This window comes from Citreimonas sp. (assembly GCF_042096055.1).
Classification (GTDB): Bacteria; Pseudomonadota; Alphaproteobacteria; order Rhodobacterales; family Rhodobacteraceae; genus Citreimonas.
Genome location: NZ_JBELMH010000028.1, coordinates 24,602 through 35,690 on the forward strand (window position 1 = coordinate 24,602; position 11,089 = coordinate 35,690).

At 69.9% G+C, this 11,089-nt stretch carries 11 protein-coding genes; 9 read left to right on the top strand and 2 right to left on the bottom strand.

What is annotated here, in order from left to right:
• Positions 1-174: 174 nt before the first annotated feature.
• Together ACFDTC_RS08405 and ACFDTC_RS08410 are read right to left on the bottom strand one after the other, a co-directional pair.
• On the bottom strand, positions 175-2,121 hold the full coding sequence (locus tag ACFDTC_RS08405; RefSeq protein ID WP_375258430.1) for a PhoX family phosphatase: 1,947 nt from the start codon (positions 2,119-2,121) through the stop codon (positions 175-177).
• Between the two features lie 159 nt (positions 2,122-2,280).
• Complete coding sequence (locus tag ACFDTC_RS08410; RefSeq protein ID WP_375258431.1) at positions 2,281-2,754, bottom strand: DUF411 domain-containing protein; 474 nt, start codon at positions 2,752-2,754, stop codon at positions 2,281-2,283.
• Between the two features lie 164 nt (positions 2,755-2,918).
• Between ACFDTC_RS08410 and ACFDTC_RS08415 the strand changes: the two genes are divergently transcribed.
• The 9 genes from ACFDTC_RS08415 to ACFDTC_RS08455 all read left to right on the top strand — a co-directional run bounded on the left by ACFDTC_RS08415 (position 2,919) and on the right by ACFDTC_RS08455 (position 10,975).
• Positions 2,919-3,863 carry a 2-dehydro-3-deoxygalactonokinase gene (locus tag ACFDTC_RS08415; protein WP_375258432.1) on the top strand — a complete coding sequence of 315 codons (945 nt, stop codon included), beginning with the start codon at positions 2,919-2,921 and terminating at the stop codon, positions 3,861-3,863.
• Positions 3,848-4,468 (top strand): 2-dehydro-3-deoxy-6-phosphogalactonate aldolase, encoded by a 621-nt coding sequence (locus tag ACFDTC_RS08420; RefSeq protein ID WP_375258433.1) that lies wholly within the window; start codon positions 3,848-3,850, stop codon positions 4,466-4,468. Before ACFDTC_RS08415 ends, ACFDTC_RS08420 begins: the two co-directional genes overlap by 16 nt.
• Before the next feature lie 159 nt (positions 4,469-4,627).
• Positions 4,628-5,797: a nucleotidyltransferase family protein gene (locus ACFDTC_RS08425; RefSeq protein ID WP_375258434.1), complete on the top strand. Its 1,170-nt coding sequence runs from the start codon at positions 4,628-4,630 to the stop codon at positions 5,795-5,797.
• Positions 5,794-7,461 carry an ABC transporter ATP-binding protein gene (locus tag ACFDTC_RS08430; protein ID WP_375258435.1) on the top strand — a complete coding sequence of 556 codons (1,668 nt, stop codon included), beginning with the start codon at positions 5,794-5,796 and terminating at the stop codon, positions 7,459-7,461. Before ACFDTC_RS08425 ends, ACFDTC_RS08430 begins: the two co-directional genes overlap by 4 nt.
• Positions 7,458-9,320, top strand: a complete 1,863-nt coding sequence (locus ACFDTC_RS08435) for an asparagine synthase-related protein (RefSeq protein WP_375258436.1) — start codon at positions 7,458-7,460, stop codon at positions 9,318-9,320. The genes ACFDTC_RS08430 and ACFDTC_RS08435 overlap by 4 nt, the downstream gene beginning before the upstream one ends.
• Positions 9,321-9,378: 58 nt before the next feature.
• Positions 9,379-9,543 carry a hypothetical protein gene (locus ACFDTC_RS08440; RefSeq protein WP_375258437.1) on the top strand — a complete coding sequence of 55 codons (165 nt, stop codon included), beginning with the start codon at positions 9,379-9,381 and terminating at the stop codon, positions 9,541-9,543.
• 48 nt (positions 9,544-9,591) lie between these two features.
• Entirely contained in the window at positions 9,592-10,260 is a 669-nt protein-coding gene (locus ACFDTC_RS08445) for a hypothetical protein (RefSeq protein WP_375258438.1), read from the top strand.
• 5 nt (positions 10,261-10,265) lie between these two features.
• Positions 10,266-10,568, top strand: a complete 303-nt coding sequence (locus ACFDTC_RS08450) for a PqqD family protein (protein ID WP_375258439.1) — start codon at positions 10,266-10,268, stop codon at positions 10,566-10,568.
• Positions 10,565-10,975, top strand: coding sequence for a lasso peptide biosynthesis B2 protein (locus tag ACFDTC_RS08455; RefSeq protein WP_375258440.1), 411 nt, complete (start codon positions 10,565-10,567; stop codon positions 10,973-10,975). Before ACFDTC_RS08450 ends, ACFDTC_RS08455 begins: the two co-directional genes overlap by 4 nt.
• The last annotated feature ends 114 nt before the right edge of the window (positions 10,976-11,089 follow it).

Below are 11,089 nucleotides of genomic sequence, written 5' to 3' on the forward strand. Positions count from 1 at the left end.
GCGAATGCGCCGTCAACGTAACGCCGTCGTGACGAAGGGCTGTCGGTGCTGTGACAGAGGGCGCAGAAACGGGCTTTTAGGGGCGGCGTGACCCGAGGGTGCACGGGTTCGGCACTGCGCGAGAAAGAAAACGCTCCCGGCACGCGATGTGCCGGGAGCGCTGGTGGCAGAAGGTCAGCCGACCGCTTCGCCGTCGCTGCGCTTGACGGTGATGATCGCCGAGCGGGGCAGGGCGCCCTCGCCGTCGGGGAACGGCGCACCCGGGTGCTGGATGCCGACGAACATCGTGCGGCGGTCCGAGGACCACGTGAGGCCGGTGACCTCGCTGCCGTTCGGGCCGGTCAGGAAACGGCGGATCTCGCCGGTCTCGGGGTCGCCGGCGAGCATCTGGTTGTTGCCCATCCCCTCGAACTCGCCCTCGTTGCTGTCGTCGCCGTCGGTCTGGATCCAGATCAGGCCGGTGGTGTCGATCTGCATCCCGTCGGGCGAGTTGAACAGGTTGCCGGCGTTGATGTTGTCGGTTCCGGCATCGGGGCCGTCCTGGTGCACCGTCGGGTTGCCCGCCATCACGTAGAGATCCCAGGCGAAGGTGTCGGCGCCGTGGTCGCCGCCCTCGGGGCGCCAGCGCACGATCTGGCCGTACTCGTTGGTCTCGCGCGGGTTGGGCGCGTTGACCGTCATCGGGTCGCCGCCGGCGTTGGTCAGGATCTCGCCCGCGTCGTTGGTGGCCCCGCGTCGCGAGTTGTTGGTCAGGCAGCAATAGGCCTCGGCCGCCAGCGGGTTGACCGCGATCCACTCGGGCCGGTCCATCGTCGTCGCACCCACGGCCGAGGCCGCGGTGCGGGTGAAGATGGCGATTTCGGCCGGCTCCATGCCGGTGGCCTCGGGCGTCAGCGCGACCCACTGGCCGGTCTGGTCGTCGGCGAAGGTCGCGGCAAATAGCTGGCCCTCGGACAGCAGGGTCGAGGTGTCGCCGCCGTCTTCGTAGGCGTCGCGGCTGACCCACTTGTACATGAACTCGCCCCGCTCGTCGTCGCCCATGTAGACGACCAGGCGATTGTCGTCGGCCAGCGCGTAGGCGGCGTTTTCGTGCTTGAAGCGGCCGAGCGCCGTGTGCTTGACCGGGGTCGAGTTGGCGTCGCTCGGGTCGATCTCGACGATCCAGCCGGCGCGGTGCGGCTCGTTCGGGTTCGCGGTCACGTCGAAGCGCGGGTCGTAGAGGTGGTAGTTGTAGCCCCAGCCCTCTGCCGAGATGCCGTAGCGGGCGTATCCGGCGGCGACAGTCTCGTCGGAGGGCATCTCGCCGGTGGCACCGAAGTAGCCGTTGAAGTTCTCCTCGCAGGTCAGGTACGTGCCCCAGGGCGTGCGGCCCGAGCCGCAATTGTTGAACGTGCCCAGCGACTGCGTGCCCGACGGATCGTCGGCGGTCTGCATCAGCGCGTGGCCGGCCGCGGGGCCGTCGATGCTCATCGGCGTGTTGTGGGTGATGCGGCGGTTGTAGGGGCTGTCGATCACGACCGACCAGCCGTCGTCGCCCTCGGCCACTTCCATCACGGTCACGCCCTGGAAGTTCTGCAGGCGCAGAACGTCGTCGGCCGAGCTCGGCGCGCGCTCTTCCTCGAGGCTGTCGGCCTCGGCGGTGGTCGAGCCGACAAGGTTGATGTCGTTGTTGGTGTACTCACTGTTCACGACGAGGATTTCGCGCCCGTCGATCGAGAACAGCTCCATCCCGTCGGTGTTCTCGCCGAAGACGCGGTCGGACCCTTCGGTCGGCACGCCGGTTTCCTGGCTGAACTCGGGCGCATCCGAAAACAGCGGATCGCCCCAGCGGACCAGCACCTGCCAGTCATAGCCTTCGGGCACGTGCACCGTGCCGTCGGTTTGTGCCGCGATCTGCGTGAACGGGAATCGCCCGCCGGCCTGCGCCAGCGCGGTCGTGCCCTTCAGCATGGCGGTGCCCATGACGGCCGCGCCCGAGCCGAAGGCCAGCACGCCGCCAAGGAAGCCGCGGCGAGAGATGGCGCGTTCGACCACGCGGTCGAACTCCTGGATCTCGGCCCGGGGGAATCGCGCCTCGTCCCATTCGTCGAATGTCAGCCCGTGGTGCTTGTCGTCTTTCATGTCATTTATCCCTGAGATGCGAGTCCGCCGGACCGCCTTCCGGCCGGCGCGGGCACGCTAGGGGCGAAATTTAACAGGAAGACGACAGGCGCGCGCCGGTCACGCATCGGTGAGCGGATCGTGTGGTGGCGTCAGCGACCGCGGCGCGGCGGGGCCGGCTTAGGCCGCCGCGTCGTAGCGCGAAAACACCTCGGTCGTGCCATCGCGGCGGATCAGGAAGACGTCGTAGGCCTCGCGCGCATCTTCCGGGCCCATGCCGGGAGAGCCGTAGGGCATCCCCGGCACCGCAAGCCCCACGGCGTCGGGACGTTCGGAGAGCAGTCTGCGGATATCGGCCGGCGGCACATGGCCCTCGATGAAATAGCCGTCGATCTTGCCGGTGTGGCAAGAGATCATCTCCTGCGGGATGCCGTTGCCGATCTTGTGGCGGATCAGCAGCGCGCCCCGGCTCGCCTCGGTCGTCACGGCAAAGCCTTCGTCCTCGAGGATGCGCACCCAGGCCTCGCAGCAGCCGCAGTTCGGGTCCTTCAGGACGTGGATCGCGGGCGCCCCTTGCGCGAGGCCCAGCTGCGGCGCGACTGCGGCAAGGCTCGCCGCTCCGGCAAGCATCGTGCGGCGGGTGACGTGTGACATGAGATTTCCTCCGGTTTTCGAAGATGTGCGTTCGCGGGGCCCGGCGGTCAAGGCGCGGTCGTGCGGCATGGTGGCCCGGCACAACGCGGATCGGTCCGTGCCGGAACGGGGCTGGCGCTCGGCCCCCGGCTGCACGACAATGCGGCGGACAACGGGGACGAACCATGCCGCAACCTGACATTTTCGCAACGGCCTGGGTCGCCGCGGACTGGGGCTCGACCAACCTCCGCCTCTGGCTGCTGGGCGAGACGGGCGAGGTCATCCGCGCGATCAGCGATCCGCGCGGCGCGGCCGAGCTTTCGGGCGCCGGGTTCGAGGCGACGCTGCGCGAGCTGCTGGCGCCGGTGCTTGCCGTGAAGCGGTCCGGCCCGCTCGAGGTCATCGCCTGCGGCATGCTCGGCGCCCGGCAGGGCTGGGCCGAGGCCGCCTATCTGCGCGTGCCCGCGCCGCCGGTCGACATGGGCCGTGCGCTGGTCGTCCCGGACACGGGCGCCGACTTGCGCGTGCGGATCCTGCCAGGGCTGCGGCAGGACGACCCGCCCGACGTCATGCGGGGCGAAGAGACGCAGATCGGCGGGCTCATCGCCGCGGACCCCGGCTATGACGGCATCGTCTGCCTGCCCGGCACCCACAGCAAGTGGGCGCGTGTGACAGACGGCGCGGTGCAATCCTTCGCCACCTGCATGACCGGAGAGCTGTTCGCGCTGCTCTCGGACCGCTCCGTTCTGCGGCACTCGGTCGGCAAGGGCGCGTGGGACGACGCCAGCTTCGACGCCGCCGCCGCCGAGACGCTGTCCCGCCCCGAACGCCTGACGCCCGCTCTGTTCGGCATCCGCGCGGGGGCGCTGCTGAAGAACGCCGGGCCGGCGCAGGGCACCGCGCGCCTGTCCGGCCTGCTGATCGGGGCCGAGATCGGCGCCATGCGCCCGGTCTGGTCCGGCCTGCCGGTCACCGTGCTGGGTGCGAAGGCGATCTCGGACAGCTACGCGCGGGTGCTGAGCGTCGCCGGCGCATCAGTCACGCTGGTCGACGCCGAAGGCGCCACGCTGCGCGGCCTAGGCGCCGCCTACCGGCAAATGAAAGGACACCCCGAATGGTCCGCAACCTGATCGCGATCCTCCGCGGCCTCGAACCCGACGAGGCCGTGGCCATCACCGAGGCGCTGATCGCCGCCGGCATCACCAAGATCGAGGTGCCGCTGAACTCGCCCCGGCCCTTCGACAGCATCGCCCGGATGATCGACGCCTGCGGCGACCGGGCCGAGATCGGCGCGGGCACCGTGCTCGAGGTCGCGCAGGTCGAGCGTCTGGCCGGGATGGGTGCGCGGCTGGTGGTTTCGCCGAATTGCGACGCGGACGTCATCCGCGCCACGGTCGCAGCCGGCATGCAGTCATGGCCGGGCGTCTTCACCCCAACCGAATGTTTCGCCGCGCTGAAAGCCGGCGCCACCGGGCTGAAGCTGTTCCCCGCCTCGCTGATGGACCCAGGCGGCGTCAGCGCAGTCAAGGCAGTGCTGCCACCGTCCGCGCCGCTTTACGCGGTGGGCGGTGTCGCGCCCGACAACTTCGCCGACTGGCACGCGGCGGGCGTCAGCGGGTTCGGGCTGGGCTCGTTCCTGTTCAAGCCCGGCGTCTCGCCCGATCACGTCGCGCGCTCGGCCGAAGCGTCCGTTGCGTCCTACGACGCGCTGGGCGGCGCGCGCGCCGCCGGATGATCGTCCGGCGCCTCTGTCCAAGGTGTTGACCGCGCGACAGGAAGCGGCCAATCATGCCGTCCGGAGGGGCGCTCGGCACCATCCACGATCCGCGCCGTTCCGGCACATGCGCGGCCGCTTGCGCGGGCGGGCCGCCTTCGGAGCTTACGGGATGCACGGATGACCGGTCTTCGATCCGACACCCAGACGCAGGCGGCGCTGGACGCCGCACTGGCAGCGTGGCTCGGCTCGGGGCGGCCGGGCGACGACGTTCTGGCGGCCGATCCGGCGCAGCTTCGCCACAGGATCGACCTCAACGGCGCGGGTCCGCTTCTGGCGCTGAAAAGCGATCCCGCCGCGGTGCCCGACGACATCGCGCGCTTCCTGCGCAAGCGCCTGGTCGCCCGCGAGATGTGGGAAGAACAGCACAGGCGCGTGCTGGCGGCAGCACTCGACGCGCTGGACGCCGCGGGTCTGAACCCGCTGGTTATGAAGGGCACCGCGCTTGCCTACAGCCACTACCCGCGCCCCGCGGCACGCGTGCGCGGCGACAGCGACGTCCTGGTCGAGGAGGAGGGCCGCGCGGCGGCGTTCGCCGCTCTGGAAGACGCGGGCTTTCGCCGTGCGGCGACCGCCGGCGGCAGCACGCTGAACGCGGAGGCGCTGTTCCAGCGCCGGGACATGATGGGCGACTGGCACGACATCGACCTGCACTGGCGCCTGAACTCGTCGCCGGTCCTGGCGCGCGTGTTCTCGCACGCCGAGTTGCGCGCGCGCTCGACGCCGCTGCCGGACCTGCACGATGCGGCCTTTGCGCCCGGGCGCGTCGACGCGCTGCTGTTCGCGGCCGTGCACCGCAGGATGCACATCGACCGGCCGACACACATCCATCTCAACGGAGTCGCGCACCCGGTGATCGACAGCCTGTCCTGGCTGATGGACATCCACCTGCTGTTCGAAAGCCTCGACCGGAACGACAAGCGTTCCTTGATTGCGCGGGCCGAGGAAAAGGACATCTCCGACATCCTGCGCGACGCGCTGCGCGATGCGCGCTCGAGGCTGGGCACACACGTCCCCGAGGACGTCACGGCCGCGCTGGCACCGGCCCGGCGGGGCAGGGTGACCCGCTACATCGACGCGCAACCTGCGAGGGCACTTGTCCTGAACCTCGCGGCGATGGAGGGGATGCGCGCGCGTGGCGCCGCCCTGCGCGAGCTGGTGTTTCCGCCGCGCGACTACATGCATGCCCGCTTCTCGCGCGGCCATGCCGACTGGCTGCCGATCCTGCACCTGCGGCGGATCCTGCCCGGCGTTGCGAAGCATCTCCGCCGGGGTCGGGAACCCTCGTGAGCCACGCGTTCCTCCTGGAGCGGTTGTGGCCCTACCGGGCGGCGCTGGCGCTGTCGCTGGTCCTCATGCTGACCGAAAGCGCCGCCGTGCTGGTGGTGCCCTGGCTGGGCGGGCAGATCGTCGGCGGCCTGATCTCGGCGGTCGCGTTGCCGATCGGGTTGCTCGCGGGCGGGCTCATCGTGCTCTTCGCGCTGCAGGCCGTCCTCGGGATCGTCCGGCTGCGCGTGCTCGAGAGGACGTCGGAAACCGTCTCGGCGGATCTGAGGGCCCATCTCTACGACCATCTCCAGCGCCTGCCGATGGACTGGCTGGACGACCAGCGGCGCGGCGACATGCTGGCGCTGATCTCGCGCGAGGTGGACATGCTGACGCAGTTCGTGACGGGGGCCGTGCTGGGCTTCCTGCCGAAACTGATCGTCCTGGCGGGCGCGATTGTCCTGATGCTGAACCTCGACCCGGTGCTGGCCCTGCCGATCATGCTGGGCGTGCCGGTGTTCTACGTCCTGCTCAAGCTGCTCGGGCGCAACATCCGCCCCCTCGCGGGCCAGATCCGCGACGCCTACGCGCAGAGTGTCGCCATCGCCGAGGAAAACCTGTCGGTCCTGTCGGCCATCAAGTCCTACGTCCGCGAGGACGTCGAGGCGGCGCGCTATGCCGACAGCGTCCGCCGCTACCGCGACCTGACGCTGCGCCTGACCGCGCACGAGGCGGTGATCGGCCCGCTGGTGCGGTTCATCGCGGCGGCCGCGATCGTGCTGGTCCTGTGGCTGGGTGGCGAAAGCGTCGCGCGCGGTCAGATGACCCCGTCCGAGCTGGTGGCCTTCCTGCTCTACGCCGGGCTGATGACGCGGCCCGTCGCGGGCCTGGCCGAGCTGTGGGCGCAGTTCCAGCACGCGCGCGGCGCGCTGCGCCACATGGAGGCCGTGCTTGCCGTCCGTCCCGAGCCGCGCGAAGGCCTCGCCCCAGCGATCCCGGCAAAGGGTGCGATCACGGTCGAGAACCTAAGCTTCGGCTATCCCGGGCGGCCGCCTTTGTTCAGCGGCGTCAGTTTCGAAATCGCCGCCGGAGAGATCGTCGCCGTCACCGGCGAGAACGGGTCGGGCAAGACGACGCTCATGGATCTTCTGCTGCGGTTCCGCACGCCGCAGTCGGGCCGTATCCTGCTGGACGGGCAGGACATCGCCGCGCTCGACCTCAAGGCCTATCGCGCGCAGATGGCCCTGGTGCCGCAGAGCATGGCGCTGATCGCCGGCACGATCGCCGACAACATCCGCTTCGGCCGCCCCGAGGCGACGCGCGCCGAGATCGAGACCGCCGCGCGCGAAGCCGATGCCGAGGGCTTCGTCCGCGAATTGCCCGACGGCCTCGACACCGTGATCGGCGAGCAGGGCGTGCGGTTGTCCGGCGGCCAGCGCCAGCGGGTCGCGCTGGCGCGCGCGCTGCTGAAGAAGCCCGCGATCCTCATCCTCGACGAGCCCACCTCGATGTTCGATCCCGAGGGCGAGGCCCGTTTTGTCGAGGTCGCACGCGCGGCCCTGAAGGGGCGCACGGTGATCTTGATCACGCACCGGCCGGCCAGCCTGGTGCTGGCGGACCGGATCGTGCGGCTGGGCGATCATGGTCAGCCGAGCGACACGGCAGCGCGCCAGGTCCGGCAGGCATGAGCGGCATCTGCGGCATCGTGTCGTTCGGCGCCGCCCCGCCGCCCGACGCGGCGACGGTGCGCGGCATGACCGGCGCGCTCGAACGCCGCGGTCCCGATGGCACGACGCACTGGATCGGCGACGGCGTCGCGCTGGGGCACACGCGGCTGGTGACCACGCCCGAGGCGCGGACCGAGACGCAGCCGCTGGTCCACGCGCCCAGCGGGTGCGTCATCACCGCCGACCTGCGGCTCGACAACCGCTGCGACCTTTCGGAACGTCTCTCGATCGACCTCGGCGCGCGGACGGTCGGCGACGCGGAACTGGTCCTCGCCGCCTGGCTGCGCTGGGGAGAAGCCTGCCCAGAGCATCTGCTGGGCGACTTTGCCTTCGCCCTCTGGGACCCGCGCAAGCGGCTGCTGTTCGCCGCGCGCGACCAGATGGGCATGAAGCAGTTCATCTACGGCTGCACCGGCCCCTCGCGGCTGATCTTCGCGTCGTCCCCCCGCGCCGTGCGTCTCGTGGCCCCCGAGGCCTTCCCGCTGAACGAGGCGCGGGTGGCGGATTACCTCGAGGACATGGAGGCGATCGACCGGACCTCGACCTTCTTCCGGGGCATCCTGCGCCTGCCGCCCGCGCATCGGCTGATCTTCGACGAGAAGGGCCTGCGCGTCTCGCGCTACTGGCAGCTCGAGATGCCGCCCGAGCGGACCGGAAGCGCAAGGGAACATGAGGACGCCTTCCTCGACGCCTTCACCGAGGCGGTGCGCGCGCGGCTGCGTGGCGCGGGGCCCGTGGGTTCGATGATGAGTGGCGGGATGGATTCCGGCGCGATCGTCGCCACCGCCTCGCGGCTGCTCGGGAACACCGGCGCAGGCCCCTTGCCCACCTATTCGGTCGTCAGCCCGGTCCCAGACGGCTGCAAGGAGACGCAGGCCGTCGACGCCATGATGGACGTGCCCGGCATCCACCCGACGCGGATTCGCCGCGACGGCCCACCGGACAGCCTGCGGCACCTGCTGGACGCCATGGCGCGATCCGAGGAACCCTTCGACAGCACGATGAGCCTGCTTCGGGCGATCTACCGCGCCGCACGCGACGAAGGGGTGCGCGTCGTGCTCGACGGCGCGGCCGGTGACATCGTGTTCTCGGAAGGCGACGTGCATGCCCGTCTTCTGGCGCGGGGCCGCTGGCGCGACGTGCTGCGCGACGCCGCCGGCGCGCGGCAGTTCTGGAACGGGCACGGCCCGCGCCCCGCCCGGGCGCTGGCCGCGGCGGCGTGGCGCCTGGCGCTGCCCGAGCGCGTCCGTCTCATGCGGCGCGGCATCCTGTCGACGCTCTCGCCAGTCGATTATTCCGGGCCGCCCATGGTGTCGGACGACTTGGCCCGCCGGGTCGACCTGCAGGCCCGCCGTCGCGCGTTCTTCGCGCCCGGGCAGGGTGGGCCGCGCGTCCCGGCCCGCGTGGCGGCGATACTGATCCCCGGCCTGACGGTGGGGCGCGAACGGTACGACCGCGTGGCGGCCGAATACGGGATCGAGCCGCGCGACCCGTTCATGGACCTGCGCGTGATTCGGGCCTGTTTGCAGACGCCGCCCGAATTCATGCAGGCACAGGGCTGGCCGAAGTACCTTTTGCGGCAGGCGATGCGCGAGAAATTGCCGGATGCCGTGCGCTGGCGCCGCGACAAGTCGCACCTCGGCTGGCAGCTGACCGACGCTGTCCTGGCGCAGCATCCAGGGCTGGGAGTGCAGGAAATAGACGATCTGCGTGCAGTCGGCGTGCACGAACGGGCCCTGGCCGCGGATGCGCGACGCCTTCCGCCAGGGGACGAGAACTGGAAACGGCTTGTCTATCTTGCCGCATGGAATGGGAATTGACGCGGCGATTGCAGTTATTTAACGTGACATGAATATGGCTTTTTTAGGAGCATTAGGCATGAGCGACGCGAACACCGACAAGACCTTTGCCGACACCGCCGACCGCCAGGTCTACCAGGCGCCCACGCTGACCGTGTACGGCTCCGTATCCACGATGACTGCAGCAGGTTCCGGTCCGACCGGCGAAAATCCGTCGTCGAACAACCCGAACCGCCGTCCGTAATACGCGAACGTAGCCGCGATATTTCCGACCCGACGGTAAGGGCATACGGTGGTTTCGCGGTCTACGGAGGCAGCAGAAAGCGACTATATCGAGCAGCAGCTCGAGCCGCGCCGTCGTTCGAGCGCCGGTGGCTTCCTCGTGCTCCACGCGGCTTTGCTGGAGCGGGACGGCGCGGTGATCGCCCTCACGGGGCCCTCCGGAATCGGTAAATCGACGCTGTCCGCAGGTTTGCAAAGCCTCGGCTGGACCTTGCGCGGCGACGACACGATGACGCTGCATGGGGGCAAGGGTGCCCCATCGGCCCTGGCTCTTGCGTCGCGGCTTCGGCTGAAGGCCGATTCCGCCAGCGCGGTGGGCGGAGGCGACAACGTCAGCCGCGGTGTCGACAGCTTCGGCAAGTACGTCTTCGACCTTCCCGAGGCGGATTTTCCCAGGCCGGTCAAAGCTTTCTTCCTTCTCGACGTGTCGGCGGATGCCGAGGTCGGTGCCGAACGGATTGGACCGTCCGCCGCCTGTGCCGTGATCGTCGCCAACAGTTTCGCCCGCGATCCGGCGCATCTCGAGGAAGCCGGTCGCCGGCTTGCCTTCGCCGCCGAGGTCGCCGCGCGGGTTCCCTTGTTCAGGTTGCGTTATCCGCGCGATTACGGCGCCATCCCAGACGTCGCGGCCGAAATCGCCCGGACGCTAGAAGGCCAATCGCCGGCCGAGGAGACCTGAACTCAATGCAGAAATTCGAACCGACGACGATGCTTCGCGCATCGGGCGACTGCGTCGTGCGTGAAATCTCGGGCGAGATGATGTTGCTGAACCTGCGCAACGGCACCTATTACGGCCTCGACCAGACCGGCACCCGCGTCTGGTCGCTGATCGCCGAAGGCGCGACGTTCGGTGCCGTGGTGCAGGACCTGCACGACCGCACCGGCGCATCCGTCGACCGCATCGCCGCCGACCTGCAGGTCTTCCTGGGCGATCTGGCGGCGCACGACCTAGTCGAAGTCAACGTGACCGCCGACGGCGCGCGATGACACGCCGCCTCACGCGGCGCCGGCTGGCCTGCATCGCCCTTGCGCTGCCGGCCCTCGTCGTCGCCCGCCTGCGTGTCGCGCTCACCCCGCAAAGAAAGCTCGCGGCGATCCTGTCGACACCGCGCATGCAGGCCCGGACGCACCGGCCGCCGCCGTCCGAGGCCTGGCTGCGCGACCTCGCCTGGGCGATCGCCGGCCTGTCGGCGCGGCTGCCTTTCCGCACCGATTGCCTCGTGCGGGTTCTCGCGGCCGAGCTGATCCTGATACGGCGCGCGCCGTTCGAGATCCATCTGCAGGCCGGCCACCGCGACGACGGTTTTCTGGCGCATGCCTGGCTGACCTGCTGCGGCGTCGAAATCTCCGGCGGCGCGGTCGATGGCCTTCACAGGCTCGACAGGCCCGCCTGAGCCTGCGTCAAAACCGGGGCCTGACCGTGCCATAGATGTCCTGCCCAAACTCCTTTCGTGGCACGCGGGGAACCCGCGCCTGAGCCGAGGGGTTACGAACCCGTGATCACCCGC

What these genes read in the sequence shown, in the direction of transcription:
- ACFDTC_RS08415 (WP_375258432.1), top strand. Translation starts at nt 2,919, where the DNA reads ATGCCGCAACCTGACATTTTCGCAACGGCCTGGGTCGCCGCGGACTGG.
- ACFDTC_RS08435 (WP_375258436.1), top strand. Translation starts at nt 7,458, where the DNA reads ATGAGCGGCATCTGCGGCATCGTGTCGTTCGGCGCCGCCCCGCCGCCC.
- ACFDTC_RS08410 (WP_375258431.1), bottom strand. Translation starts at nt 2,754, where the DNA reads ATGTCACACGTCACCCGCCGCACGATGCTTGCCGGAGCGGCGAGCCTT.
- ACFDTC_RS08420 (WP_375258433.1), top strand. Translation starts at nt 3,848, where the DNA reads ATGGTCCGCAACCTGATCGCGATCCTCCGCGGCCTCGAACCCGACGAG.
- ACFDTC_RS08450 (WP_375258439.1), top strand. Translation starts at nt 10,266, where the DNA reads ATGCAGAAATTCGAACCGACGACGATGCTTCGCGCATCGGGCGACTGC.
- ACFDTC_RS08455 (WP_375258440.1), top strand. Translation starts at nt 10,565, where the DNA reads ATGACACGCCGCCTCACGCGGCGCCGGCTGGCCTGCATCGCCCTTGCG.
- ACFDTC_RS08440 (WP_375258437.1), top strand. Translation starts at nt 9,379, where the DNA reads ATGAGCGACGCGAACACCGACAAGACCTTTGCCGACACCGCCGACCGC.
- ACFDTC_RS08405 (WP_375258430.1), bottom strand. Translation starts at nt 2,121, where the DNA reads ATGAAAGACGACAAGCACCACGGGCTGACATTCGACGAATGGGACGAG.
- ACFDTC_RS08425 (WP_375258434.1), top strand. Translation starts at nt 4,628, where the DNA reads ATGACCGGTCTTCGATCCGACACCCAGACGCAGGCGGCGCTGGACGCC.